Source organism: Streptomyces sp. DSM 42067, assembly GCF_055792885.1.
In genome coordinates this window covers 1,033,306-1,059,738 of record NZ_CM147706.1, presented here as the reverse complement: position 1 = coordinate 1,059,738, position 26,433 = coordinate 1,033,306, and the positions used below count along the sequence as shown (strand labels likewise).

At 70.8% G+C, this 26,433-nt stretch carries 24 protein-coding genes and 1 pseudogene; 13 read left to right on the top strand and 12 right to left on the bottom strand.

Annotated elements, in window-relative coordinates; all coding sequences use genetic code 11:
- Positions 1-214: 214 nt before the first annotated feature.
- The 6 genes from ACSMXV_RS05080 to rhaI all read right to left on the bottom strand — a co-directional run bounded on the left by ACSMXV_RS05080 (position 215) and on the right by rhaI (position 7,997).
- The gene (locus ACSMXV_RS05080) at positions 215-859 is read right to left on the bottom strand and encodes a LutC/YkgG family protein (protein WP_473176503.1); all 645 of its coding nucleotides are present in this window, start codon (positions 857-859) and stop codon (positions 215-217) included.
- The gene (locus ACSMXV_RS05075; protein ID WP_473176502.1) at positions 856-2,331 is read right to left on the bottom strand and encodes a LutB/LldF family L-lactate oxidation iron-sulfur protein; all 1,476 of its coding nucleotides are present in this window, start codon (positions 2,329-2,331) and stop codon (positions 856-858) included. The genes ACSMXV_RS05080 and ACSMXV_RS05075 overlap by 4 nt, the downstream gene beginning before the upstream one ends.
- A complete protein-coding gene (locus tag ACSMXV_RS05070; RefSeq protein WP_181864123.1) occupies positions 2,328-3,083 on the bottom strand; it encodes a (Fe-S)-binding protein in 756 nt (251 codons plus the stop codon). Before ACSMXV_RS05070 ends, ACSMXV_RS05075 begins: the two co-directional genes overlap by 4 nt.
- Positions 3,084-3,201: 118 nt before the next feature.
- On the bottom strand, positions 3,202-4,653 hold the full coding sequence (locus ACSMXV_RS05065; protein ID WP_473176501.1) for a rhamnulokinase: 1,452 nt from the start codon (positions 4,651-4,653) through the stop codon (positions 3,202-3,204).
- A complete protein-coding gene (locus ACSMXV_RS05060; RefSeq protein WP_473176500.1) occupies positions 4,650-6,689 on the bottom strand; it encodes a bifunctional aldolase/short-chain dehydrogenase in 2,040 nt (679 codons plus the stop codon). The genes ACSMXV_RS05065 and ACSMXV_RS05060 overlap by 4 nt, the downstream gene beginning before the upstream one ends.
- 147 nt (positions 6,690-6,836) lie before the next feature.
- Positions 6,837-7,997 carry an L-rhamnose isomerase gene (gene rhaI / locus ACSMXV_RS05055; RefSeq protein ID WP_473176499.1) on the bottom strand — a complete coding sequence of 387 codons (1,161 nt, stop codon included), beginning with the start codon at positions 7,995-7,997 and terminating at the stop codon, positions 6,837-6,839.
- A gap of 268 nt (positions 7,998-8,265) precedes the next feature.
- Here rhaI and ACSMXV_RS05050 point away from each other — a divergent pair, with 268 nt between their 5' ends.
- From ACSMXV_RS05050 to ACSMXV_RS05020, 7 genes are all read left to right on the top strand, one after another.
- Positions 8,266-9,780 carry a sugar ABC transporter ATP-binding protein gene (locus ACSMXV_RS05050; protein ID WP_473176498.1) on the top strand — a complete coding sequence of 505 codons (1,515 nt, stop codon included), beginning with the start codon at positions 8,266-8,268 and terminating at the stop codon, positions 9,778-9,780.
- A complete protein-coding gene (locus ACSMXV_RS05045) occupies positions 9,777-10,817 on the top strand; it encodes an ABC transporter permease (protein ID WP_181864128.1) in 1,041 nt (346 codons plus the stop codon). The genes ACSMXV_RS05050 and ACSMXV_RS05045 overlap by 4 nt, the downstream gene beginning before the upstream one ends.
- A complete protein-coding gene (locus tag ACSMXV_RS05040; protein ID WP_473176497.1) occupies positions 10,810-11,787 on the top strand; it encodes an ABC transporter permease in 978 nt (325 codons plus the stop codon). Before ACSMXV_RS05045 ends, ACSMXV_RS05040 begins: the two co-directional genes overlap by 8 nt.
- A 192-nt stretch (positions 11,788-11,979) precedes the next feature.
- Positions 11,980-13,062 (top strand): rhamnose ABC transporter substrate-binding protein, encoded by a 1,083-nt coding sequence (rhaS, locus tag ACSMXV_RS05035; protein WP_473176496.1) that lies wholly within the window; start codon positions 11,980-11,982, stop codon positions 13,060-13,062.
- A 16-nt stretch (positions 13,063-13,078) separates the two neighbouring features.
- On the top strand, positions 13,079-13,399 hold the full coding sequence (locus tag ACSMXV_RS05030; protein WP_067280349.1) for an L-rhamnose mutarotase: 321 nt from the start codon (positions 13,079-13,081) through the stop codon (positions 13,397-13,399).
- 29 nt (positions 13,400-13,428) lie between these two features.
- Entirely contained in the window at positions 13,429-14,850 is a 1,422-nt protein-coding gene (locus tag ACSMXV_RS05025; RefSeq protein ID WP_473176495.1) for a BNR repeat-containing protein, read from the top strand.
- Positions 14,851-14,926: 76 nt separating this feature from the next.
- Positions 14,927-15,952 carry a LacI family DNA-binding transcriptional regulator gene (locus ACSMXV_RS05020; RefSeq protein WP_473176494.1) on the top strand — a complete coding sequence of 342 codons (1,026 nt, stop codon included), beginning with the start codon at positions 14,927-14,929 and terminating at the stop codon, positions 15,950-15,952.
- A gap of 25 nt (positions 15,953-15,977) precedes the next feature.
- Here ACSMXV_RS05020 and ACSMXV_RS05015 read toward each other — a convergent pair whose 3' ends face one another.
- Positions 15,978-16,565 carry an AraC family ligand binding domain-containing protein gene (locus ACSMXV_RS05015; RefSeq protein ID WP_473176493.1) on the bottom strand — a complete coding sequence of 196 codons (588 nt, stop codon included), beginning with the start codon at positions 16,563-16,565 and terminating at the stop codon, positions 15,978-15,980.
- A gap of 93 nt (positions 16,566-16,658) precedes the next feature.
- Here ACSMXV_RS05015 and ACSMXV_RS05010 point away from each other — a divergent pair, with 93 nt between their 5' ends.
- Both ACSMXV_RS05010 and ACSMXV_RS05005 read left to right on the top strand, forming a co-directional pair.
- Entirely contained in the window at positions 16,659-17,417 is a 759-nt protein-coding gene (locus ACSMXV_RS05010; RefSeq protein WP_473176492.1) for a PIG-L deacetylase family protein, read from the top strand.
- Positions 17,418-17,553: 136 nt separating this feature from the next.
- The gene (locus ACSMXV_RS05005) at positions 17,554-18,531 is read left to right on the top strand and encodes an NADPH:quinone oxidoreductase family protein (protein WP_473176491.1); all 978 of its coding nucleotides are present in this window, start codon (positions 17,554-17,556) and stop codon (positions 18,529-18,531) included.
- Positions 18,532-18,605: 74 nt separating this feature from the next.
- Here ACSMXV_RS05005 and ACSMXV_RS05000 read toward each other — a convergent pair whose 3' ends face one another.
- Together ACSMXV_RS05000 and ACSMXV_RS04995 are read right to left on the bottom strand one after the other, a co-directional pair.
- A complete protein-coding gene (locus tag ACSMXV_RS05000; protein WP_181864135.1) occupies positions 18,606-18,827 on the bottom strand; it encodes a helix-turn-helix domain-containing protein in 222 nt (73 codons plus the stop codon).
- Positions 18,827-19,039 (bottom strand): annotated as a pseudogene (locus tag ACSMXV_RS04995) (DUF2975 domain-containing protein); the annotation flags it as partial. The pseudogene ACSMXV_RS04995 and the gene ACSMXV_RS05000, both read right to left, overlap by 1 nt.
- A 391-nt stretch (positions 19,040-19,430) precedes the next feature.
- Between ACSMXV_RS04995 and ACSMXV_RS04990 the strand changes: the two are divergent.
- Entirely contained in the window at positions 19,431-20,294 is an 864-nt protein-coding gene (locus tag ACSMXV_RS04990) for a phosphatidylinositol-specific phospholipase C/glycerophosphodiester phosphodiesterase family protein (protein WP_473176490.1), read from the top strand.
- A 146-nt stretch (positions 20,295-20,440) separates the two neighbouring features.
- Entirely contained in the window at positions 20,441-20,635 is a 195-nt protein-coding gene (locus ACSMXV_RS04985; RefSeq protein WP_473176489.1) for a hypothetical protein, read from the top strand.
- Between the two features lie 56 nt (positions 20,636-20,691).
- Here ACSMXV_RS04985 and ACSMXV_RS04980 read toward each other — a convergent pair whose 3' ends face one another.
- From ACSMXV_RS04980 to xylB, 3 genes are all read right to left on the bottom strand, one after another.
- Positions 20,692-21,075, bottom strand: a complete 384-nt coding sequence (locus tag ACSMXV_RS04980; protein ID WP_473176488.1) for a hypothetical protein — start codon at positions 21,073-21,075, stop codon at positions 20,692-20,694.
- A gap of 131 nt (positions 21,076-21,206) precedes the next feature.
- Positions 21,207-22,406, bottom strand: coding sequence for an ROK family protein (locus ACSMXV_RS04975; RefSeq protein WP_473176487.1), 1,200 nt, complete (start codon positions 22,404-22,406; stop codon positions 21,207-21,209).
- A 153-nt stretch (positions 22,407-22,559) separates the two neighbouring features.
- Positions 22,560-24,002: a xylulokinase gene (gene xylB, locus ACSMXV_RS04970; RefSeq protein ID WP_473176486.1), complete on the bottom strand. Its 1,443-nt coding sequence runs from the start codon at positions 24,000-24,002 to the stop codon at positions 22,560-22,562.
- 209 nt (positions 24,003-24,211) lie between these two features.
- Here xylB and xylA point away from each other — a divergent pair, with 209 nt between their 5' ends.
- Both xylA and ACSMXV_RS04960 read left to right on the top strand, forming a co-directional pair.
- A complete protein-coding gene (gene xylA, locus ACSMXV_RS04965) occupies positions 24,212-25,378 on the top strand; it encodes a xylose isomerase (protein ID WP_473176485.1) in 1,167 nt (388 codons plus the stop codon).
- Positions 25,379-25,832: 454 nt separating this feature from the next.
- Positions 25,833-26,411 (top strand): hypothetical protein, encoded by a 579-nt coding sequence (locus tag ACSMXV_RS04960; protein WP_473176484.1) that lies wholly within the window; start codon positions 25,833-25,835, stop codon positions 26,409-26,411.
- The last annotated feature ends 22 nt before the right edge of the window (positions 26,412-26,433 follow it).

Sequence of the window (26,433 nt, the reverse complement as noted above, 5' to 3'; positions counted from 1 at the left end):
ATCCTGCACTGGTGGACTAGCCGTCCAGACTGGTAGGGCACCTACACACCAGAGTGGCACATTCGGTCGCGCCGGTATTGCGTACACACCCTGCCGGGTCTAGCAGGGCGTGTACCTCAACCGCGAAGCGGGCCGGCGCCGCACTGCCCCTCGCGGAGGTGGTCGCTGGGCAACATCACCGTCGGCTGCCGGGACGTCGCGGTGGGCGGCGTCGTCACTCCCCGCTGACGAGCACGACCTCCAGCGTCCGCGGACCGTGCACGCCCTCCACGCGGTCCAGCTCGATGTCGCTGGTCGCGGACGGACCGGAGATCCAGGTGAGCGGGCGCGTCGGGTCGAGGCGTTCGAGCGCCTGGGGGACCGACGCGACGACCTGGTCCGGGACGCGTACGACGCAGATGTGGTGGTCGGGGACCAGGGTGATGCGGCGGCGGCCCTGGTCGGGGCCTCCGTCGAGGACGATCGTGCCGGTCTCCGCGATGGCCACCGCGCAGCCCGTGACCACGCTGTCGATCTCGTCCAGCTCGTGCGGGGTGCTCGCGGCCCGGTCGGGGAGGCGGGTCGCCTCGGCCAGCCACTGCGGGGGCAGGCCCTCCGGCACCAGGACGGTCCGCGAGCCGCGCTCGGCGAGCAGCCGCGCGATCACACCGGAGAGGCCGTCGGCGTCCGTGCGGTGCACGATCGCCCGGTAGTCGGCGAGATTCTCGGCGAGCAGGTCGACGGTTTGTTCCGTCGTACGGTCGCCGTGCTCGCGCAGATACGTGCGGTCCACGGCCTGCTCGTACGGCATGTCGTCCTGCGGTACGTCGGCCAGCGCGCGACGCACTCGGCCCAGAATCAGGTCCCTGCTGCTGCTCACCGGGCGTCCTTTCCACCGTGCGTACGCTGCCACCAGTCGCGGAACGGCTCCGCCGGTACCGCCGGCATGTCCCGGCTCGCGGACCACGCCTGGCCCGGGCCTGGCAGCGACCGCGGATGGAGCCGGCGGGTGCGTGACGCCAGCCGCTGGCCCGTGCGCAGCGCCCCCGGGTGGCTGAACGCCCAACGTGCCGCACGCATCGCCGCCCGCTCGGCGGCATGCCCCTTCGCGGGCTTCAGCACCACCTTCGCGCCCTGACGCGTGACCGGGCCGCCCTCGACCACGCGCTCCCGCAGATGCACCAGCACCTCCGGGATGTCGATCGCCACAGGGCACACCTCGTAGCAGGCGCCGCACAGGGACGAGGCGTACGGCAGCGAGGCGTCGATCTCGCTCTCCGTGCCGCGCAGTTGCGGGCTCAGGATCGCTCCGATCGGGCCGGGATACACCGAGCCGTACGCATGGCCGCCCGCCCGCTCGTACACCGGGCAGACGTTGAGGCACGCCGAGCAGCGGATGCAGCGCAGCGCCTGGCGGCCGACCTCGTCGGCGAGCGTGTCGGTGCGGCCGTTGTCGATCAGGACCAGGTGGAACGTCTGAGGGCCGTCCTCGTCCGTGGTGCCGGTCCACATGGACGTGTACGGGTTCATGCGCTCGGCCGTCGACGAGCGGGGGAGTGTCTGGAGGAAGACCTCCAGGTCCCGCCAGGTGGGCACGATCTTCTCGATGCCGACGACCGAGATCAGCGTCTCGGGGAGGGTCAGGCACATCCGGCCGTTGCCCTCCGACTCGACGACGACCAGGGTGCCGGTCTCCGCGACCATGAAGTTCGCGCCCGAGACACCGACCTTCGCGCGCAGGAACTTCTCGCGGAGATGGAGACGGGCCGCTTCGGCGAGTTCGGCGGGCGTGTCGGTGAGTCCCTCCGGCGCCGGTCGGCCCCACTCGCCCATCTCGCGCTTGAAGATGTCCCGGATCTCACCCCGGTTGCGGTGAATGGCGGGGACGAGGATGTGGGAGGGGCGGTCCTTGCCGAGCTGCACGATGAGTTCGGCCAGATCGGTCTCGTAGGCGTGGATGCCCTCGGCCTCCAGGGCCTCGTTCAGACCGATCTCCTGCGTGGCCATCGACTTGACCTTGACGACCTCGGTCTCGCCCGTGGTCTTCACCAGATACGTGACGATGCGATTGGCCTCGTCGGCGTCGGCCGCCCAGTGGACGGTGCCGCCCGCCGCGGTGACCGCCTCCTCCAACTGCACGAGATAGCGGTCGAGATGGCGCAGCGTATGGTCCTTGATCTGCTTGCCCGCCTCGCGCAGCCGCCCCCAGTCCTCCAGCTCCGTCACGGCGCGGGCGCGCTTGTCGCGGATGGTGTGCGTCGCGTGCCGCAGATTGCCGCGCAGGGTCTTGTTGCGCACGGCGTCGTGCGCGGCCTTCGGAAACGCGGGCATGCCCACGAACGTCCCGCTCATGCCAGGGGCTCCTCTTCCGTGCTCGCCAGGATCTCCGCGATGTGGACGGGACGCATGGCGGTACGCAGCCGTCCCATCGTGCCGCCGATATGCATGAGGCACGAGTTGTCCGCCGCGCACAGCACCTCGGCACCCGTCGATTCGGCGTTGCGCACCTTGTCGGCGCCCATGGCCGCCGAGACGTCGGCGTTCTTCAGGGCGAAGGTGCCGCCGAAGCCGCAGCACTCTTCGGCGCCCGGCAGCTCCACCAGCTCGAGGCCCTTGACCGCTTGAAGGAGCCGGCGGGGGCGGTCGCCGAGGCCGAGGCCGCGCAGGCCATGGCAGGTCGGGTGGTACGTGACCTTGTGCGGGTAGTACGCGCCGACGTCCGTCACCTTCAGCACGTCCACCAGGAACTCGGTGAGCTCGTACGTCTTGGGGACCACGGGTGCCAGTGCGGTCGCGAGTCCGTCGCCGCGGCCCTCCGCGCGCGCCCGCTCACCCATCCGCGGATACAGCTCACGCACCATCGCCCCGCACGAGCCGGACGGCGTCACGATCGCGTCGTAGTCACGAAAGACATCGGAGAAATGCCGGGCGAGCGGCTCGGCCTCGTGCCGGTACCCGGTGTTGTAGTGCGCCTGCCCGCAGCAGGTCTGCGCCATCGGGAAGTCGACTTCGACACCCAACCTGGTCAGCAGATTCACCACGGCGCGGCCCGTGTCCGGATAGAGCGTGTCGTTGACACAGGTCAGGAACAGTGCGACACGCATTGCGGCTCCTTCGCGTTCCTTCGTATTGGATCATCGGATGAGTGCAGAGTACGCGGCGGGAGGGTGCCCGGGGAGACGCCCCGCAACACCCTCCCGCCGTCCCCTCCTGTTCCCCGGGTCACGGTGCGGTGATCCTGGCCTCCGCCGCACGCCATGCGGCGGTATCGCCGGCCGGCTCGTAGCGCCGCAACGGCTGTGTCCGCGCCAGGAGCTCACGCATAGACGCGCGGTCGCCGACGAGGCCCCGGGCCCGCGCCTGGACCAGCACGTTCCCGAGGGCGGCGGCCTCCGCGGGTCCCGCCACCACCGGCAGCCCGCACGCGTCGGCCGTCAGCTGGCACAGCAGCTCGTTGTGTGCGCCGCCGCCGACGATGTGCACGACATCGACGGAACGGTCGGCGAGCTGCTGGGCCTCGGTGATCGCCCGGCGGTGGGCGAGGGCGAGCGAGTCGAGGATGCAGCGAGTCGTTTCGGCGGGGGAGCCGGGCACCGGCTGGCCGGTCGCCCGGCAGGCGTCGGCGATCCGCTCCGGCATCCGGCCCGGCGCGAGGAACGCGGCGTCACCCGCGTCCACGACCGCCCGCAGCGGCTCCACCTCGGCCGCATCCCGCAACAGCGCGGCCAGATCCGGGTCGCCCCACGACCGCAGGCACTCCTGCAGCAGCCACAGGCCCATGATGTTGCGCAGATAGCGGACCGTGCCGTCGAGGCCCAGCTCATTGGTGAAGTTGGCCGTACGGCTCGCCTCGCTCAGCACCGGAGCGTCGAGCTCCAGACCGGCCAGCGACCAGGTGCCGGTGCAGATGTAGGCGAACCGCTCGGTCGTCGCAGGGACCGCGGCGACGGCGGAGGCCGTGTCATGCGAGCCGACCGCGGTCACCGGCACGGGTCCGGTCAGCCCCGTCTCCTCCAGGACGTGCGGGAGCAGACGGCCCGCCGGGTCCCCCGGGTCCCGCAGAGGCGCGAAGAGGCTGAGGTCGATACCGAGCCGGGCCGCGGTGTCGTACGACCAGTCACGCGTGCGTGGATCGATCAGCTGGGTGGTGGAGGCGTTGGTGAGCTCGGTACCCGCCTCGCCGGTCAGCCAGTACGAGATCAGGTCCGGGATCAGCAACAGGCGCTCGGCAGCGGCGAGTTGAGCGGTGTCCCGGGCCGCCACCAGCTGGTACAGCGTGTTGAAGGGCGCGTACTGAAGCCCTGTCGCCGCGTACAGCTCCTCGGCCGGGACCGTCGCCCACACCTTCTCCGCGACGCCCTCGGTACGGGAGTCGCGGTAGTGCACCGGGTTGCCGAGCAGCGCGCCGTCCGCGTCCAGCAGTCCGTAGTCCACGGCCCAGCTGTCGACGCCGACCGAGTCGACCTGCCCGGCCGCCCGCAGCCCGTCCAGCACCCCCGCGTACAGGGCGAGGATGTCCCACCGGAGGCCCTCGGTCAGGCGCACCGGCCGGTTGGGGAAGCGGTGGACCTCCGTCAGGTCCAGGGTGCCGGGGCCGACGCGGCCGACCATGACGCGTCCGCTGGACGCGCCGAGGTCGACCGCGGCGAACGAGCCGGCCGTCCCCGCGCTCATCGGAGGAAGGCGGCCGCGACACCCGCGTCCACGGGGATGTGCAGCCCGGTCGTGTGCGTCAGATCGCCGCCGGTCAGCGCAAACACGGCGTTCGCGACGTGCTCCGGAAGCACCTCCCGCTTGAGGATGGTGCGCTGGGCGTAGAACTCGCCGAGCTTCTCCTCCTCGATGCCGTACGTCGCCGCGCGCTGCGCGCCCCAGCCGCCGGCGAAGATGCCGGAGCCGCGCACCACACCGTCGGGGTTGACGCCGTTGACGCGGATGCCGTGCTCGCCCAGCTCGGCCGCAAGGAGGCGCACCTGGTGGGCCTGGTCGGCCTTGGTCGCGGAGTAGGCGATGTTGTTCGGCCCGGCGAACACGGCGTTCTTGGAGGCGATGTAGACGATGTCGCCGCCGAGGCCCTGGTCCCGCATGACGCGCGCCGCCTCGCGGGAGACCAGGAACGAACCGCGCGCCATGATGTCGTGCTGCAGGTCCCAGTCGTTGGCCGTGGTCTCGAGGAGCGGCTTGGAGATGGAGATACCGGCGTTGTTGACGACGAGGTCGACGCCGCCGAAGGCGAGCAGCGCGGCCTTGAAGGCCCCGGCGATCTGCTCCTCGCTGGTCACGTCGACGGTGACGGCGACGGCCTTGTCGGGACCGCCCAGCTCCTCGGCCACGGCTGCCGCGTTCTCCGCGTTCAGGTCGGCGACCACCACGCACGCGCCCTCCGCGATCAGCCGGTGCGCGATCGCCTTGCCGATACCGCTGCCCGCCCCCGTCACCAGCGCCACGCGCGTGGCGAGCGGCTTGGGCTTCGGCATCCGCTGGAGCTTGGCCTCCTCCAGCGCCCAGTACTCGATGCGGAACTTCTCCGACTCCTCGATCGGCGCGTACGTCGAGACGGACTCGGCGCCCCGCATCACGTTGATCGCGTTGACGTAGAACTCGCCGGCCACGCGGGCCGTCTGCTTGTCCTTGCCGAACGAGAACATGCCCACGCCCGGGACCAGCACGATCGCCGGGTCCGCGCCCCGCATCGCGGGGGATTCGGGCTCGGCGTGCCGCTCGTAGTAGGCCGCGTACTCCTCGCGGTACTCGGCGTGCAGCTCCTTCAGACGCGCGACCGCCTCATCGAGCGGAGCGGTCGGCGGCAGGTCGAGCACGAGCGGCCTGACCTTCGTACGGAGGAAGTGGTCCGGGCACGAGGTGCCGAGGGCCGCGAGGCGCGGGTGCTCGGCGCGCGTGAGGAAGTCGAGGACGACGTCGGCGTCGGTGAAGTGGCCGACCTGCGGGCGGTCCTGGGATGCGATGCCCCGGATGTACGGCGCCAGGGCTGCGGCCCGCTCACGGCGCTCGTGTTCCGGCAGCGCCTCGTACCCCCCGATGACCGGCCCGAAGGGCTCCGCCTTCCCGCGCTCGGCGAGGAACGTCTCGGCGGTGCGGATGATGTGCAGCGAGTTGCGCTCGCACTCGTCGGCCGTGGCGCCCCACGCCGTGATGCCGTGCCCGCCGAGGATGCAGCCGATCGCCTGCGGGTTGGCCTCCTTGACCGCTGCGATGTCCAGGCCGAGCTGGAAGCCGGGCCGGCGCCACGGCACCCACACCACGCTGTCGCCGAAGCATTCGGCGGTCAGCTTCTCGCCGTCGGCCGCGCAGGCCAGCGCGATGCCGGAGTCGGGGTGGAGGTGGTCGACGTGCGGCGCGTCCACCAGACCGTGCATCGCGGTGTCGATGGACGGCGCCGCACCGCCCTTGCCGTGCAGGCAGTAGTCGAACGCGGCGACCATCTCGTCCTCGCGCTCCACGCCCGGGTAGACGTCCGTGAGAGCCCGCAGCCGGTCGAGGCGCAGGACGGCCAGTCCCGCCTCGGTGAGCGTACCGAGATCGCCGCCCGAGCCCTTCACCCACATGAGCTCGACGTCGCCGCCGGTCACGGGATCGGTGTCGGTGCCTTTCGCGGAGGCGTTGCCACCTGCGTAGTTGGTGTTGCGGGGGTCGGCGCCGAGCCGGTGAGATCGCGCCAGCAGGGCGGCGGCTTCGGGGTGGGGTGCCATGGTGTGATCAGTCCTTCATGAAACGTGGGTACGTGTGCTCAGATGCGCCCTGAGGGGGCGCTGGCGCCCCTGAAGGGGCGCGGGGAACTGCGCGACCAGCCAGACACGGCCCGCAGACTGCAGCCGACCGGACCCGGCAGACGAAAATCAGGCTCCCCAGCCCGCCTGCTGCCCGCCGACCCGCTCCTCGGCGATCCTCTCCGCCCAGCCGGAGGCGTGATACGCAGCGATCGGGTCGGGGTCCAGCCCCATCTCCTCGCGCACCTCACGCAGCAGGGGCCGTACATCGGTGTTGTACGCGTCCATGAGGACAGCGTTGGCGCCCAGCACGTCACCAGACCGCTGGGCCGCGGCGAGCGCGTCGCGATCGACGAGCAGAGCCTTGGCCGTCGCCTCCTGCACGTTCATCACCGAGCGGATGATCGCCGGGATCTTCGCCTCGATGTTGTGGCACTGGTCGAGCATGAAGGCGACATCCGGGGTGAAGCCGCCGCCGCGGATCACCTCGTACATGATCCGGAACAGCTGGAAGGGGTCGGCGGCGCCCACCATCAGGTCGTCGTCCGCGTAGAAGCGCGAGTTGAAGTCGAAGGCGCCGAGCTTCCCCTCGCGCAGCAGCGTGGCGACGATGAACTCGATGTTGGTGCCGGGCGCGTGGTGCCCGGTGTCGACCACGACCTGCGCCTTCTCGCCCAGCTTCAGGCAGTGTGCGTACGCCGTGCCCCAGTCGGGGACGTCCGTGGTGTAGAAGGCCGGCTCGAAGAACTTGTACTCGAGCAGCATCCGCTGGTCGTCGCCGAGCCGCTCGTAGACCTCGGCCAGGCCCTCCGCGAGGCGGTCCTGGCGCTCGCGGATGTCGTCCTGGCCGGGGTAGTTCGTGCCGTCCGCGAACCACAGCTTCAGGTCCTTCGAACCGGTCGCGTCCATGATGTCGACGCACTCGAGGAGGTGGTCCACTGCCTTGCGGCGCACGGCCGCGTCCGGGTGGCAGATGCTGCCGAGCTTGTAGTCGTCGTCCTGGAAGGTGTTGGAGTTGATCGCGCCCAGCTTCAGGCCGCGCTCCTCCGCGTGCTTCGCAAGAGCCGCGTAGTCGTCGACCTTGTCCCAGGGAATGTGCAGGGCGACGGTCGGTGCGACCCCGGTGAACTCGTGCACCTTCGACGCGTCGTCCAGCTTCTCGCGTGGATTCCGCGGGACCCCGGGCTGGGCGAACACCTTGAAGCGGGTCCCTGAGTTCCCGTACGCCCACGACGGCGTCTCGACGGCCTGGGTCTTGAGCGCGGCCTTCACCGCGGCGAGCTCGGTCACTTCGGGGCTCCTGTGACATCGGGTCTGAAAGACGCGTACTGAAAGATTCTGAATCGATTCAGAGAGCGAAGCTATGAGCCGTCCGAAGGGCTGTCAACCCTTCGGACAAAGACTGACCGCCGTGACCCTGTCGTGACTATTTGGCGTCGAAAATTTCGACACGGACCCATTGACGCGACCTGCGTGGCATGCCTAACGTCCCGGCAACCTAGTTGAAACCTTTCACGACGTCGTGAGGCGGCTCTGCCCGCGTCGTTGAGGAGCCCCCATGACCCACCGGTCCGACACGGGTCCGGCCCCCGTGCTGGCGCTGAAGGACATCTCCAAGTCCTTCGGCGCCGTACGCGCCCTGCGGGACGTATCCCTGGAACTGTTCCCCGGCGAAGTGCACGCACTCGCCGGCGAGAACGGCGCGGGCAAGTCGACCCTCATCAAGACGCTCGCCGGGGTGCACCGACCGGACGCCGGTCAAGTGCTGCTGGACGGCGAGCCCACCGTCTTCCACGGTCCGGCCGACGCCCGGGATGCGGGCATCGCCGTGATCTACCAGGAGCCCACGCTCTTCCCCGACCTGTCGATCGCCGAGAACATCTTCATGGGCCGCCAGCCCCGGCGCGCCCTCGGCCGCATCGACCACAAGGCCACGCATGAGGCGACCGCCGCCCTGATGCAGCGCCTCGGCGTGGAACTCGACCCCGACCGCCCCGCGCGCGGCCTGTCCATCGCCGACCAGCAGATCGTCGAGATCGCGAAAGCGCTCTCCTTCGACGCACGCGTCCTGATCATGGACGAGCCCACCGCCGCCCTGACCGGCAGCGAGGTGGCGCGCCTGTTCGGCGTCGTCCGCACCCTGCGCGAGCAGGGCGCCGCGGTGCTCTTCATCTCGCACCGCCTGGAGGAGATCTTCCAGATCTGCCAGCGGGTCACGACTCTGCGGGACGGCGCCTTGATCTCCAGCGAGCCGCTGGACGGCATGACCGAGGACGATCTCGTACGACGGATGGTCGGGCGCGATCTCGACGAGCTGTACCCCAAGCAGGAGGTGCAGCCGGGCGAGGTGGCGATGAGTGTGCGGCGCCTGACTCGCGAGGGCGTGTTCACCGACGTCTCCTTCGAGGTGCGGCGCGGCGAGATCGTCGGCCTCGCCGGCCTCGTCGGCGCCGGCCGCACCGAGGTCGCCAGGGCCGTCTTCGGCGTCGACCGCTGGGACGCCGGTGAGGTGGAGGTCGACGGCAAGGCGCTGACGAACGGCGCACCGTCCACCGCCATGGCCGCCGGGCTCGCCCTCGTCCCCGAGGACCGGCGCGCCCAAGGCCTGGTGATGGACATGTCCATCGAGCGGAACATCGGCCTCACCGGCCTGCGTACGACCGTGAAGGCCGGCCTGATGGACCGCGGCGCCGAGCGCAGCCGCTCCCTCGACTGGGCGGTCAAGCTCCAGGTGAAGTACGCCCGGATCGCCGACACCGTGAACACGCTGTCCGGCGGCAACCAGCAGAAGGTCGTCCTCGCCAAGTGGCTCGCCACCGCCCCCAAGGTGCTGATCGTCGACGAGCCGACCCGCGGCATCGACGTCGGTACGAAGGCGGAGGTCCACCGGCTGCTCAGCCAGCTGGCCGCCGACGGGGTCGCCGTCCTGATGATCTCCTCCGACCTGCCCGAGATCCTCGGCATGGCCGACCGCGTGCTCGTGATGCACGAGGGCAGGCTCACCGCCGAGATCCCACGCTCCGAAGCCACCGAGGAATCCGTGATGGCCGCAGCAACCGGGAGGGCGGCATGACGGTGACCGCTCCCAACCCCGCACCCGCAGCCGAGATACCCAAGTCGAGCGGCACCCGCCTGGTCGACCGGGTCTTCAAGATGCGCGAACTCGCCATCCTGGTCGTCTTCCTGGTGATGATCGCGATCACTCAGGCGGGCAACAGCGAGTTCCTCTCCGAGCAGGGCATCAAGGACCTGCTGCTGAACGCGACCATCCTGGTGCTGGTCGCCACGGGCCAGTCGCTGGTCGTGATCACCCGGAACGTCGACCTGTCGGTCGGCTCGACGCTCGGCATCAGCGCCTTCGCGGCCGGGACTTATCTGCAGGGCGGCGGGAACTCCGTCGTGGCGATCGCCCTGGCGGTGCTGCTCGGCGTCGGCTTCGGCCTCCTGAACGGCCTGCTCGTCAGCCTCGGCCAGGTGCCCGCTCTCGTCGTCACCCTCGGCACGCTCTACATCATCCGCGGCATCGACTCGATCTGGGTCGGCTCACGGCAGATCACCGCGGCCGATCTCCCCGGCGGATTCGTCGACTTCGGCTCCGGCGGCATCTCGGCGGTGCCGTATCTGGCGCTGATCGCGCTGGCCGTGCTCGTGGCCACCGCCTACTACCTCAAGCACTTCGGCAGCGGGCGTGAGCTCTACGCGCTCGGCTCCAACCCGGAGGCCGCGCGGCTCGCCGGCATCCCCGTCCGCAAGCGGATCCTGGCCGCGTACACCTTCTGCGGCGGCCTGGCCGGTCTCGCGGGCGCGATGTACCTCGCCCGGTTCGGCAACGTGGACTCCGGCACGGGCAACGGTTACGAACTCACCGTGGTCAGCGCGGTCGTGGTCGGCGGCGTCGTCTTCACCGGCGGCTCCGGCAGCGTCTACGGCGCGGCGCTCGGCGCACTGCTCCTGACCTCCATCAACAGCGTGCTGCCCGCCCTCGGCGTCAGCTCCGTGTGGGTGCTCGCCATCAACGGCATCCTGCTCATCCTCGCCATTGCCGTGGACCGCGTGGTCGCACTGCGGGTGGCGTCCGCCCTGAAGAAGAGGAACGCCCGCCATGGCTGACTCGCCCCTCGCGCGCGCCGTCCGCTGGGACACGGTCGTCGGCGCCCTCCTCATCGTCGTACTCCTGCTGTCCTTCGGCTTCGTCGACGGCTTCGGGAACGCTCTCAACCTGTCCTTCCTGATCGGCAACACGCTGCCGATCGCGCTGATCGCCCTGCCGATGACCCTGCTCGTGGTGTCCGGCGAAATCGACCTGTCGGTCGCCTCCACGGCGGGTCTGTCGGGTGCGGTGATGGGCGCGCTGTGGAACCAGGGCATGACTATCGAGATGATCATCCCGCTGTGCCTGCTGCTCGGCGCGGTGTGCGGGCTCGTCAACGGCCTGCTCGTCACCCGGCTTGGGCTGCCGTCTCTCGCCGTCACGATCGGTACGCTCGCCGCTTACCGAGGCATCGCCCAGATCATCCTCGGCTCGGACGCCGTGACCGACTTCCCCACGCAGTATCTGGACTTCGCGGCGGGACGCATCGGCGACACCTTCGTCCCGTACGCCCTCCTGCCCTTCCTGGTGCTGCTGGCGATCGCCGTGGTCGTGCTGCACGCCACGCCGTTCGGCCGCTCGCTGTTCGCCATCGGCGCCAGCGAGGAGGCCGCCCGGTTCGCGGGCATCCGCGTCAAGCGGCAGAAGCTGATCCTGTTCACCGTGACCGGTCTGATGGCCGCGCTCACCGGCGTCTTCTGGGCGCTGCACTACGCCAGCGCCCGCTACGACAACGCCACCGGCCTCGAACTGGCCGTCATCGCCGCGGTGCTGCTCGGCGGCATCGACTTCGACGGCGGCAAGGGCACGCTCGGCGGCGCGATCGCGGGAGTCTTCCTGCTCGGCGCACTGCAGAACGTGATGAGCCTCGTCAACGTCTCCGCCCAGTCACAGATCGTCGTCACCGGCGTCCTGCTCGTCGTCTCGGTGCTCGGCCCCCGGGTCGGGCGCCAGATCTCGGTCGCGAGGGCCGCACGCTCCGCTGGATAGGCCGTTTGAAAGCTGCGGGCCGTCTGTGGCTGGTCGCTCCCCCAAGTTCTCGGCTTCTCCCCCAAGCTCTCGACTTCGCTCGAGCAGGGGGGACCCCCAGAACAGGGGGGACCCCCATCGCGGCGGAGCCGCATATCGATACAGCCCCGCGCCCCTTTGGGGCGCACCCACTCACCCGTAAAGGACCCCGTCATGCGCAAGTCTTCGATCCGCCGCACCTGCGCGGCCCTCGCCGCCGTCACCTCGCTCGCCCTGGCCGCCACCGCGTGCGGCGGCACCACCAAGAACGACGTCAAGGACGAGGGCGGATCCTCCGCCTCGGCCGGCAAGGCCGACCCGAACGCGCAACTCAAGAAGGGCCTGACCGTCGGCTTCCTGCCCAAGCAGGTCAACAACCCGTACTTCACCTCCGCCGACAAGGGCGGCGAGGCCGCCCTGAAGGAGCTGGGCTCCAGCTACAAGGAGGTCGGTCCGAGCAGCGCCACCGACACCTCCAGCCAGGTCAGTTACGTCAACACGCTCACCCAGCAGCAGGTCGACGCGATGGCCGTCTCGGCGCAGGACCCGGGCGCCCTGTGCACCGCTCTCAAGCAGGCCATGAAGAACGGCATCAAGGTCGTCACGTACGACTCGGACACCAAGGCCGACTGCCGCAACGCCTTCGTGTCGCAGGCCAGCGCCGAGGACCTGGGCCGCACCGAGGTGCAGCTGCTCGCCGAGCAGATCGGCTACAAGGGCGAGATCGCGATCCTGTCCGCAGCGCAGACCGCGACCAACCAGAACACCTGGATCGAGTTCATGAAGGACGAGCTCAAGGATCCCAAGTACAAGGACGTGAAGCTGGTGAAGGTCGCCTACGGCAACGACGACGCCCAGCAGTCCTTCCAGCAGACCCAGGGCCTGCTCCAGGAGTACCCGAACCTGAAGGGGATCATCTCCCCGACCACGGTCGGCATCAAGGCCGCGGCCCAGTACCTGTCCGGCTCCAAGTACAAGGGCAAGGTCAAGCTGACGGGCCTCGGCACCCCCAACGACATGCGCAAGTACGTCAAGAACGGCACCGTCGAGGCGTTCGAGCTGTGGGACCCGGCCAAGCTCGGCGAGCTCGCCGCGCGTACCTCCGTCGCCCTGGTCTCCGGGCAGATCACCGGCAAGGAGGGTGAGACCTTCAAGGCCGGCGACATGGGCACCTACACCATCGGCAAGGACGGCGTGATCAGCCTCGGCAAGCCGACCGTGTTCGACAAGAAGAACATCGACCAGTTCAACTTCTAGTACCTGGAGGTCGTTGATGCAGCGCGTGTGCTTTCTGCTGAAGGTCCGTGCGGACCGCCTCGACGAGTACCGCGAGCGGCACGCCGCCGTGTGGCCCGAGATGCTCGAAGCGCTCTCGGCCACCGGCTGGCACAACTACTCGCTGTTCCTGCGCGAGGACGGCCTGCTGGTCGGCTATCTGGAGACCGAGGACTTCGCGGCCGCCCAGGCCGGCATGGAGGCCACCGACGTCAACGCCCGCTGGCAGGCGGAGATGGCGCCGTTCTTCGAGTCGTTGGACGGCGCCCGGCCCGACGAGGCCATGAAACCCCTCACCGAAGTGTTCCATCTTGCCTGACACACCCCCCATCTCAGGAGCATGCGGACATGAGAAGACGCACGTTGCTGGCCACCGCCCTCGCCTCGGGACTGAGCGCCGTGGCAGTCACTAGCACGGCCCGCGCCGCCGATCCCGGCCCCTCGGTCACCCTGACCGGCAACACCACCCTCGACTCCCAAGCGATCTTCTTCGTCTCCTACGACGGCCTGGTCAACAACAACTCGTTCCAGAAGAACGGGCTGTTCACGTACAAGGGCTACCAGTACGCCGCCTGGTACACCGCCGACCGCAACGCCGTCGTCGGCCGCCGCGCGCTCGGCGCGAGCACCTGGTCGACCGTCAAGGTCGGCCACACGCTCCGCTACAACGACTCCCACAACGTCATCTCCATGGGGGTGTCGAAGACCGACGGCCGGCTGCACCTCAACATGGACTCCCACAGCGACGGCTTCACCTACGTCAAGTCGGTGGCGGGCCTCCTCGACAACCCGGCCGGACTGAGCTGGACCGCGAGCCGCTTCGGCGCGCCGCAGTCCACCCTCGACGGACTCGCGCTCACCTCGCAGTTCACGTATCCGCAGTTCGTCTCGACGCCCGAGGGCAGGCTCCAGCTCAGCTACCGCGTCGGGATCTCGGGCAACGGCCGCAACGCACTCGCCGAGTACGACGGAACCAAGTGGACCGCGCTGGGGGAGTGGAGCAGCTCCACCGGCACGTACGCCAGCGAGCACGGCTCCAGCACCGCCCGCAACATGTACCTGCACGGCATCGACTACGACAAGAACGGCCGACTGCACTCCTTCTTCACCTGGCGCGAACAGTCGAATTCCGTGATGTGCAACAGCGGCGGCATCACCAACCACGACACCGGCTACGTCTACTCGGACGACCGTGGCCGCACCTGGCGGAACAACGCGGGCACCGTCGTCGGCACCACCGGCGGCTCCGACAAGGTCGCCGTCACCGACGCCGGACTCGTCGTCGACCCCCTCAACCCCGACCACTCGCTGATGAACCAGGAGAGCCAGTTCACCGACTCGGCCGGACTGCCCCACGCGATCATCAGCTATGTGCCAGGCCGCTTCGGCCAGTGCACCACCAACTACGTCACCGACCGGACGAACAACGGCCGCGCCTTCCACGTCCGCAAGAACTCGTCAGGCACCTGGCAGAAGACCGAGATCCCGGTCGTACTGAACTCCAGTCAGCGCACCAAGCTGATCCTCGACAAGTACGACAACGCGTACGCGATCTTCCCGTTCGGCAGGATCGCCGGCGCTTCCAAGTCCTCCGGATACACGGACTGGAAGCTGCTGTACGACGGCAGCGGCCTGAACGCCTTCGGTGAGGTCGTGATCGACGAGCCGAGGGTCGCGCAGGACGGGGTCCTGTCGGTCATGTACCAGGAGAAGTCCAGCGGTACGACCCCCTCGCCGCTCCATGTCGTCGACTTCCGGCTTCCCTCGTGACCGGCGCATTCGGCGCGTGCACGGATAATGTGAGGGCATGCCCGCCGCTTCTCGTCCCCCAGGAGGTCCCAGCCTGATGGCCCAGTCGGTGGGTATCAAGGACGTCGCCCGCGCTGCCGGAGTCTCCGTGGGCACGGTCTCGAACGTCATCAACCGTCCGGACACGGTGGCCACCGAGACCCGCGCCCGGGTGCTGTCCGCGATCGACCGGCTCGGCTACGTCCGCAGCGAGTCCGCACGACAACTGCGGGCCGGCCGTAGCCGGATCATGGGTCTGCTCGTCCTCGACATGGGCAACCCCTTCTTCGTGGACGTGGCGCGCGGCGCCGAGCGGGCCGCGCGCCAGGCCGGTCTTGGTGTCATGGTCTGCAACAGCGCGCAGAGCGCGGGCGAGGAGGCCGAGTACCTGTCGCTCTTCGCCGAGCAGCGGGTGCGCGGTGTGCTGTTGACGCCCGCCGACGCGACGGGACGCAACATCGCGACGTTCCGCCGCCACGGCATCCCGTTCGTGCTCGTCGACCGGGTCGCCGAGGGCACCACCGAGTGCTCGGTCTCGGTCGACGACGTGGTGGGCGGCGCGCTGGCCGTACGGCATCTCGTCGACGCCGGGCACCGCTCCATCGCGTATGTGAGCGGGCCGCCCGGGCTGAACCAGGTCCGGGACCGCCGGACGGGAGCCCTCAATGCGCTCGCCGAGGCGGGGCTCGGGCCCGATGCGCTGCGCGAACTGCCGACCGAGCGGCTCGATGTGGCCGCGGGCCGTGACGCCGGGGCCCGGCTGCTCGGGCTGGCCGAGCGCCCGACGGCGGTGTTCTGCGCCAACGATCTGCTCGCGCTCGGCGTCCTGCAGGCCATGTTCGCGGCCGGGGTGAGCGTGCCGGACGACCTGGCGATCGTCGGGTACGACGACATCGAGTTCGCGGCCGCCGCGGCCGTGCCACTCACCTCGGTGCGTCAGCCCGCGGTGACCATGGGCGCGCTCGCCGCCGAGCTCCTCCTGGAGGAGACGGAGGCCGAGACCGCGTCGGCGCCGCACGAGCACAAGCGGGTCGTGCTCCAGCCGGAGCTCGTGGTGCGCCGCTCGAGCCTGGCCACGCGCTGACGTCGGGCCGACGTCGGAAGGGCGGTCACTCCTCCGACGGGAGGCGGGTGCCGCACCGGCTGCAGTACAGGGCGTCGCGCTCCGACGCGAGACGCCCGCAGTCGGGGCAGACACGGTGCAGGAGACAGGCGGCATCGCCGCCTTCCGGCTGTGCCACGGGCTCGCTCGGGTGTGGCCGGCGCGGGGGCTGTGGCGCGGCCTCCGCCTGCGGCTCGCTCTCGCTCCCCCTCTGCGGCTCGCGCCCAGGTGCGGCCGAGCGGATCGTGAGGCCGGGCCTGCGGCGGTGCACCGTGACATAGGCCATGCCGTCCGGGCCCGCCGACAGCGACCGGCGGGTGCCGTGCGGCAGCCACGTCAGGCTTCCCGGCTCGAGCGTGTGCCGTCTGCCCTCCGCGTCGAGTTGCCCGCCGCCGTCGGTCACGTACAGCAGTACGTCGAGATCCGGCTCCGTGTGCGCGGCGACATCGGCCCCAGGCGTCAGACGCACCACGTTCGCGTCCAACTGCCGTTCCCGGGCAGCCAGCCGCCACAGTGCTCCGCCCTGTTCCGGGGGCGTCTCACCGAGCAGATCGGCCATCCGGGCAAGCACGCCGGGTTCCGAGTGCGGTGCCACCGACTTCCTCCCATGTTCAGGCTACGCGGAGGCGGATGTTACCCGGAGCCGGGAGATACTCCAGACCAGGCCGCGACGCATAGGCTCCCGTTCATGACCGACCCGCAGACCGACCCGACGACCGAGCCGCAACTCGAACCCATGCCCACCGACTGGCAGCGCGCCCTCGCCGTCGTGGCCCACCCCGACGATCTCGAGTACGGCTGCTCGGCCGCGGTTGCCGCATGGACCGACGCCGGCCGCGAGGTCGCATACGTCCTGGCCACCCGCGGAGAGGCGGGCATCGACACGTTGGAGCCCGCCAAGTGCGGCCCCCTGCGGGAACAGGAACAGCGGGCGAGCGCCGCCGTCGTCGGGGTGACGAGTGTGGAGTTCCTCGACCACAAGGACGGCGTGATCGAGTACGGACTCCGGCTGCGCCGGGACATCGCCGCGGCGATCCGGCGCCACCGGCCCGAGTTGGTCATCACCCTCAACCACCGCGACACCTGGGGCGGCGTCGCCTGGAACACACCGGATCATGTCGCCGTCGGCCGCGCCACCCTCGACGCAGCGGCGGACGCCGGCAACCGCTGGATCTTCCCGGAGCTCGCCGACGAGGGCCTCGAGCCGTGGAACGGGGTGCGCTGGGTCGCCGTCGCCGGATCCGCACAGCCGACCCACGCCGTGGACGCCACCCCGGGTCTTGAGCGGTCGGTCCGCTCCCTGCTGGAACACCGCACCTACATCGAGGCGCTCACAGACGAGGATCCGGAGACGTACTGCCGCACCTTCCTCTTCGACAACGCCGAGGCCACGGGTCGGCGGTTCGGCGGAAAGCCCGCGGTGGCGTTCGAGGTCTTCGGCCGCTGAGGCCGACGGGACGCGCGACGCGCGCAGGGGAACTCACGCGGACAGTGATGGACGCGACTGTTCCCACATGTCCAAGCGACCGCTTAGTATGCGTGTCCGAGCCTGGTTCTACGAACAGTCCCGTGGAGGCCCCGCAATGCAGGCATGGCAGGTGCACGAGAACGGCGAGCCGAGGGAGGCGATGCGCCTCGAGGAGACGGCCGAGCCGGTACCCGGCGACGGGCAGGTCCTCCTCAGGGTGCGGGCCGCGAACGTCAACTTCCCCGACGCCCTGTTGTGCCGCGGGCAGTACCAGATCCGGCCCTCGCTGCCGTTCACGCCCGGCGTGGAGATCTGCGGCGAGACCGAGGACGGCCGCCGCGTCATCGCGAACCCCGCGCTCCCGTACGGAGGCTTCGCCGAGTACGCCGTCGCCGATGCGGCCGCCCTGCTGCCCGCGCCCGACGCGCTGGACGACGCCGAGGCGGCGGCGCTGCACATCGGCTACCAGACGGGCTGGTTCGGCCTGCACCGCCGCGCCCGTATCCAGGCGGGCGAGACGCTGCTCGTGCACGCGGCCGCGGGCGGCGTCGGCAGCGCGGCCGTGCAGCTCGGGAAGGCGGCGGGTGCCACCGTCATCGGTGTCGCGGGCGGCCCGGAGAAGGTGAGGGTCGCCCGAGAGCTCGGCTGCGATCTCGTGCTCGACCGGCGCACGGACGACGTCGTCGCCGCGGTCAAGGAGGCCACCGGCGGCCGGGGCGCGGACGTGATCTACGACCCGGTGGGCGGCAACGCGTACGCGCAGTCGGCGAAGTGCGTGGCGTTCGAGGGTCGGATCGTCGTCGTCGGGTTCACGAGCGGCACGATTCCGACGCCCGCGCTCAACCACGCGCTGGTGAAGAACTATTCGATCCTCGGCCTGCACTGGGGCCTGTACAACACGAAGGACCCGCAGGCGGTCCTGCACTGCCACGAGCAGCTGACCGAGCTCGCCGCGAAGGGCGCGATCAAGCCCCTCGTCAGCGACCGTGTGCCGCTGGAGGGCGCGGCGGAGGCCGTGCAGCGCGTCGCCGACGGCGTCACGACCGGTCGTATCGCCGTCGTCCCGGGCCTTGGGGGAGCGGCGATCGCCTGACGGGGGCAGCCACACCGTGCCGTCGCGCAGGACCCCCCTGCGCGACGGGCACAGCCCGCGCCATGCCGCTGACGTCACCCGTCGGCGACGTCTTCGTTCTCCCAGCGCAGCAGGTCTCCCGGCTGGCACTCGAGCACCTCGCAGAGCGCCGCGAGCGTCGAGAAGCGCACCGCCTTGGCGCGGCCGTTCTTGAGTACTGCCAGGTTGGCGGGCGTGATCCCGACGCGGTCCGCGAGCTCGCCCACGGACATCTTCCGCTTGGCCAGCATCACGTCGATGTCGACGGCGATCGGCATCAGATCACCTCTGCCAGCTCGGCCTGCATCTGCGCCGCTTCGATGTCGCGCGCGACGGCCTGAGCGAGCAGCATCCGCAGCACGAGCACGATGAGCGCCACCCCCAGGACCGCCACGGAAACCCCGCAGACCAGGAGGACGATGCCCGGCGCGACGGCCTCACCCGGCGCCAGGACCACCGCGAGCCCGAGCAGCGCCACGAGCACGGCGCCGCGGCGGGCGCCACCGTCATCGGCGTCGCGGGCGGCCCGGAGAAGGTCAAGGTCGCCCGCGCATCGTTCTGCTCTGGGCAAGATCCGTCGTTCGAAGGCGGACCCCTAGGCACGGAAGACCTGGACCACGCGAATTTGGGATCGCCCCCGCCGGTAACCAGTCGGCCCCGCAGCAGCGGCGGTGGTTGAGCCGGTTGTCGGCGAACCGCCACGAGTACGCCGTGCCCTCGCTGCCGCTCGCCATGCTCGCCGGGTGAACGCGAGGTGCGGCTCCGTCGCGAAGTGAACGCAGGGCGGCAGTCCAGCCAACTCAGTGCGCAGTCATGCCGGTTGCGCATCCCGGGCCCCCATACTCGCCGGTGTCCCGTACCGCACTTCCGGGAGGCTGAGTATGGCCCTTACCACCCGCCGCAGAGCCCTCATCACCCTCGGCGCCGCCCTCGCGGGCAGCGTCGCCGCTCCCGCCGCGCATGCCCGCGCGAGTGAGCGAGAGCGCGGGCCGCGACCGCTCCGGCGCGCCCACGCGCACAACGACTACGAGCACCCCCGGCCCCTGTTCGACGCACTGGACCACCGCTTCACGAGCGTGGAGGCCGACATCTACCTCGTCGGCGACCAACTGCTCGTCGCGCACGACCCGGTGGACCTCGACCCGTCCCGCACGCTCGAATCGCTGTACCTGGACCCACTGCTGGCCCGCATCCGGGCGAACAACGGCTCCGTGTACCGCGGTTATCGCGCGCCCCTGCAGCTCCTCATCGACATCAAGACCGAAGGCGCCTCGACGTACCTCGAACTCGACCGCCGCCTCCAGCGCTACCGGCAGATCTTCACCTCGTACGCGCACGGCACCGTGCACCAGAAGGCGGTGACCGCCGTGATCTCCGGGGACCGGGCGGCCCGTGTCCCGATGGAGGCGCAGCAGGTGCGCCGCGCGTTCTACGACGGCCGGCTGGCCGACCTCGGATCGTCGGCGCCCGCCTCTTTCATCCCGCTGATCAGCGACAACTGGAACAACAACTTCACCTGGCAGGGAGTCGGTCCGTTCCCAGCGGCGGAGCGCGACAAGCTGCGGGGCATCGTCTCCACCGCCCACGCGCGCGGGCAGCGCGTGCGCTTCTGGGCCACTCCCGACCTGGCAGGGCCCGCACGCGACGCGGTGTGGAGCGAGCTGGTCGCCGCCGACGTCGACCACCTGAACACGGACGACCTGGCGGGCCTCGAGGCGTTCCTGGACGCTCACGACAAGGCGTAATTGAGCGGTCCCCCAGTTCAGGGCTTTGCCATCACAGCGAGTCAACACACTTTCGGGGGACACGCCAGTCGCCGGGAGGGTCCCTCCGCTACGCCAGACTTGCGGCCGGAGGCCACGGGTGTCGACGTGGCGGAGGAGACCGGGCGATGGCTGTTTCAATTTCTGCGGTGCTACTGCTGCTGATCCTGGCGGTGGTCTTTATGCGTAACGGCTCGCTGAAGGTCTCGCATGCCTTGGTGTGCATCCTGCTCGGGTTCTATCTCGCGAGCACGAGCATGGCGCCGACCATCTATGAGGGCCTCTCGGCGACGGCGGAGATCGTCAGCCACCTCGATCCGTGAGCGGCCCGGGCGGTCGGCGTCATCGCGCTGGACTTGCCCAACAGCCCCAGGGCGTCTTACGCGCCCAGCCGCGCCACGATACGGCGCGCATGCCGGCGCAGGCGGCGAAGCCGCCTCGCCCGTCCAGCCGTGCGGGCGGGTGGGCTGGGGTGCGCGCCGGTCAGCGGTGTGAGGGGCATGAAGTACCGCACGCCGGCGATGTCCATCACGCACAGAGGGGCAGCGTCGCGGTCCGGGGGATCACCGATGGTGATACTGATCGGCTGGGGCGGGTCACCGGGCAGCTCCGCTTCCAGCACAGTCGGACCGTGACCGCCGCCGCGGTGGTGGGCGACCACCTTTCCGTCGACCAGGACCTCCGACGTCCCGGACGGCCGTGCGACCTCGACGGTGACAGAGTGACCGTCTTGATCCAGATGAAAGCGGAAATGGCTGCGCATCGCGGCCTCCCCGGATCAGCTCCAGGTAACGTCCCCTTCCAGCGTACGCGGGCTCCGACCGGCAGAAGGTGCCCGGAGCACTGCGCGCCACAGGTGGTGCCCCGCCGAACGTCCAGGCGCAGCGGGGCTCCTCAGACCCCGTTGGCCACCATGGCCGGATCGTCCAGCACCGCCCGTACGACCGAGTGTGCCGCGCCCAGCAGAGGGCCCTCCGGACCGAGGCGGGACACGGCGACGCCGCAGGCGAGACTCGCGGTACGGCTCCCGAGCTCACGCTCCAGCGAAGGGAGCAGCCAGGGTGCGAGCCGGGACAGCGCCCCGCCCAGGACCACGGTGTGCGGGTCGAGGAGATTGACGGCACCGGTCAAGGCGATGCCCAGCGCCGTGCCGGCGCCGCGCAGCGCCCGCCGTACGTCCTTGTCGCCCTGGGCGGCACGCTCGGCGAGCAGCCCGACGCGGCCTTCGCCCGGGCCGAGGCCCGCCGCACGCAGGACGGCCTCCTCACCCGCGTACTGCTCGAGGCAACCGCGCCCGCCACACCGGCACTTCGGGCCCTCGGGGCGCACCGGAACATGGCCCAGCTCGCCCGCGAACCCGCGTGTGCCGCGTAGCAACCGGCCGTCGACGACCACCGCGGCACCGATACCGATCTCCGCCGACACATGCACGAAGTCCGGGGGAGTTCCGTCGCCCAGCCACAGTTCCGCCAGCGCGCCGAAGTTCGCCTCGTTGTCCACCGTCACGGGCAGTTCCCCTGCGAGGAGCTCGCCGAGGTCGGTGTCGTGCCAGTCGAGGTTCGGTGCCCGGACGACCAGCCCGGTGCCGCGTTCCACCAGGCCGGGGACGGCGACCGCCAGCCCGGCCGGGCGCAGGCCGACGCTCTGCGCCTCGCCGGTCACCTGACGGACCAGCGCGGCCAGCTCCTCGATCACGGGTTTCGGGGCCCGGCCCCGGTTGTCGCTCCACTGCACGGCACGCGCGCGTACCTCGCCGCGCAGATCGACCGCGCACACCGCGAGATGGTCGACACCCACCTCGGCACCGATGCCTGCCGGGCCCCGGCCGCTCACCGCGAGCGCCGAGCCGGGACGGCCTCGGCCCACGCGGCCGGGGCGCTCCGGTCCCAGCTCGTCGAGCAGCCCCGCCCTGATCAGCTCGTCCACCAGCGTCGAGACGGCGGCGCGTGTCAGCCCGATCCGGGAGGCGACCGCGGCGCGCGACAGCGGGCCCTCCGCGGCGACGGTGTGCATCACCCGGGAGAGATTGCGGCGACGCATGCCCTGCTGGGTGTCGGGCGTGCCCCGGCGGGCGTCGTGCAGTGGTGCCGTCATGCCTCGCTCAGTCCTCGTCTCCCTCAGTTGTCGTCGTTTCGCATCCGGGGGCGGGCGGTTCGCCTTCCGGGGGCCGGCCGGGCCGAGGCGGGTCCAGGGCCCGGGCCCGCGGTCGCGGCCGGTCGCGGTCCCGGTTGGGGCCGCGGCCCCGGATCAGGACCCGTCCGGGCGCCTGTCCAGCAGCGGAGCGGCGTCGGACAGTACCCGGCCGATTCTGCCGAGCACCGCCTCGTCGCGTTCGACCGGGTCCAGGACGGGGCCCTGTGCGGTGCCCCAGCGCCGTGCGACGGCGGCCGGATCCTCGCCGGTGAGCAGCCCGGCGGCCTGCGCGGCCGCGCCGAGAGCCACCAGCTCCTTGGCCTCCGGCACCTGCACCGCCCGGCCGGACAGCCGCCGTACGGTCTGCTGCCAGGCCGTGCCGCGGGCGCCGCCGCCGATGAGCAGCAGCGGAGCGGTCGGGTCCGCGTCCTCGTCGAGCACCAGCTCGAGGGCGCCGAGCAGCGAGTGCACCGCGCCGTCGTACGCCGCCTGCAGCAGCTGGCCGGGCGTCGTGTCGTGGCGCAGCCCGTGCAGCAGGCCGGAGGCGTTCGGCAGGTTCGGCGTGCGCTCGCCGTCCAGGTAGGGCAGGAGCGTGACGCTGCCGCCGGGCTCCACGGCCTGCCGGTCGATGCCGAGCAGCGTGGCCATGCGGTCGACGGCGAGCGTGCAGTTGAGGGTGCACGCCAGGGGGAGCCAGTCGCCGCGCGCGTCGGCGAAGCCGGCCACGGTGCCGGACGGGTCGGCGGGCCGCCGCTGCGACACCGCGTAGACGGTGCCGGACGTGCCCAGGCTGAGCACAGGCGTGCCGGGACGCAGCCCGAGCCCGAGGGCGGCGGCCGCGTTGTCGCCGGTGCCGGGGGCGACCAGCGTGCCCTTGGCGAAGGGCAGGTCACCGCCGCGCACGGTTCCGGCGACCTCTCCGGGGCGTACGACGCGGGGGAGCAGAGCCGGGTCGAGGCCGACGCGGCCGAGGATCTCCTCGTCGTACGACTCGCCGGCCGACGCCCACCAGCCGGTGCCCGAGGCGTCGCCGCGGTCGGTGGTGCCCTCGCCGGTCAGGCGCTCGGTGAGGTAGTCGTGCGGCAGCCGGACGGCGGCCGTGGCGCGGACGGCCTCAGGCTCGTGCTCGGCGAGCCACGCCCACTTGGTGACCGTGAAGGACGCCCCCGGCACGCTGCCGAATCGGTCGGCCCACGCCTTGGGCCCGCCCAGCTCCTCGATCAGCCGCTGGGCCTGCGGCGCCGACCGCACGTCGTTCCACAGCATCGCGGGGCGCACCGGCTTGCCCTGCGCGTCAAGCGTGACCAGCCCGTGCTGCTGACCGCCGATCGACACCGCCGCGGCCTCGTGGGCGGCGTCGCCGCACTGGCGCAGCGCCTCGCACAGGGCGCTCCACCACTGCTCGGGGTCGCTCTCGCGGCCGGCGCCCGACGTGACGGTGTGCGGGGCCTGCCCGCTCGCCACGATCTGCCCGGTGGCGGCGTCCACGACCAGGGCCTTGGTGGACTGCGTCGAGCTGTCCACTCCGACAACGAGCGGTCCCTCCGCTGCTGACATCGGGCTCTCCGTTTCTGCGGCTCGCGCCGGGCCCACCGGGGGCCGACGCTGTTTCTGGGGGACTCTGCGCATCCCTGACGAGTCCCGGGGTTCCCGTTTTCTGACCGAATCCGCCGGTCTTGCCGAGGCCCGTCTTCCCAGAGATGCCCTGGCATACTAATTTGTAAAGCGCCATGACGAAATAGTCGGAGCGAGCAAGGAGCCGCGGCATGAGCTACCAGCCCACCCCTGAGGACAAGTTCACCTTCGGTCTGTGGACCGTCGGCTGGCAGGGCAGGGACCCCTTCGGTGACGCCACCCGGCCGGCCCTGGACCCGGTCGAGACCGTCCAGCGCCTGGCCGAGCTCGGCGCGCACGGTGTGACCTTCCACGACGACGACCTGATCCCGTTCGGGTCCAGCGACACCGAGCGCGAGGCGGTCATCAAGCGCTTCCGTCAGGCGCTCGACGCCACCGGCATGAAGGTGCCGATGGCCACGACCAACCTCTTCACGCACCCGGTCTTCAAGGACGGCGCGTTCACCGCGAACGACCGCGACGTGCGCCGTTACGCGCTCCGCAAGACGATCCGCAACATCGACCTGGCCGTCGAGCTGGGCGCCACCACGTATGTCGCCTGGGGCGGTCGCGAGGGTGCCGAGTCCGGTGCGGCGAAGGACGTACGCGTCGCGCTCGACCGGATGAAGGAGGCCTTCGACCTCCTCGGTGAGTACGTGACCACCCAGGGCTACGACCTGCGCTTCGCCATCGAGCCGAAGCCGAATGAGCCGCGCGGCGACATCCTGCTGCCCACGATCGGCCACGCTCTCGCCTTCATCGAGCGCCTGGAGCGGCCCGAGCTGGTCGGCGTCAACCCCGAGGTGGGCCACGAGCAGATGGCGGGGCTCAACTTCCCGCACGGCATCGCCCAGGCCCTGTGGGCGGGCAAGCTGTACCACATCGACCTCAACGGCCAGTCCGGCATCAAGTACGACCAGGACTTCCGCTTCGGCGCGGGTGACCTGCGGCAGGCGTTCTGGCTGGTCGACCTGCTCGAGTCCGCCGGCTACGCGGGCCCGAAGCACTTCGACTTCAAGCCGCCGCGCACCGAGGGCTTCGACGGTGTGTGGGCGTCGGCCGCGGGCTGCATGCGCAACTACCTGATCCTCAAGGAGCGCGCGGCCGCCTTCCGCGCCGACCCGGAAGTCCAGGAGGCCCTGCGCGCGTCGCGCCTCGACGAGCTGGCCAAGCCCACCGCCGAGGACGGCCTGTCCGCGCTGCTCGCCGACCGCGCCTCGTTCGAGGAGTTCGACGTGGAGGCGGCCGCCGCCCGCTCCATGGCCTTCGAGCACCTCGACCAGCTGGCGATGGACCACCTGCTGGGCGCGCGGGGCTGAACGTCTGTCCGGGGGAGGGGAGGCCGCGAGGTCTGGGCGGAAGAGCCCGGAATCGGTCGCACCGTGACCGGTATGCGTGCCATGCGCGCCAACTTCCGCCCCGGGGTCGCGTCTTGACCGGTTCGAGGCGACTCTTGACGGTATGGCCATACCGCCGGTACCGCCTCAGCCTCCCAATCCGCCGAGTGACACACCGCCTTCTGGGGGCGGCGGCTTCGGGCCGCCGCCTGGAGGCACGCATCCCGGAGGGTATGGCTCGCCTGCTGGTGGCTACGGTCCGCCTTCCGGCGGATACGGCCCACCGTCCCAGGGCGGTGGGCAGCCTCCCTCCGGGGGCGGCTGGCCTCCTGGTGGCGGCGGCCTGCCTCCCTCAGGCGGCGGCTGGCCGCCATCGCCGCCTCCCGGACCGCCAGGAGAGCCGGGCCGGCGGAAGGGCGGCCTGTTCATCGCGCTGGTGGTGATCGTGGCCCTCGGGATCGTCGCAGCCGTGGTCCTGTTGGCAGGCAGCGGAGACGACTCGCCGGACAGGAAGACACCGGCGGAGAGCAGCACGGCACGCACCCCCACCCCGTCACTGAGTGTTCCGTCCGAGCTCCCCACCCAGGTACCCACCGAAGTGCCCTCCCCGCCCTCGGACTTCCCCAGCGACATCGAGTCGCTGCTCCCGTCTGCCGTGGGCGACGACGTGCCGTACTACATGCTGAGCGCCGGGGACTGCTTCGACGCCGACGACAGCAAGCCCGGCCAGGCGGCGAAGCGCTCCTGCCGCCGGCCGCACGATGCAGAGGTCGTGAAGGTGGCGGAAATCAACGGCACGTACGCGACCGATGCCGCCCTCAAGAAGGCGGCCACGGAGCTCTGCGATGAGCCCCTCGCAGCCAAGGCGAAGAAGCAGCCCGCGGGCTCGGTACGCGGCACCCTCGTGCAGTACCCGGACACCACGGGATACAAGCTGGGCATCGACAAAGTCGCCTGCAGCCTCGCGGCGGACGACGGGACGAGCGACCGGAAGCTGACCAAGCCGCTGGTCTGAGGGGCGTGGTCGTCCAGGCCCG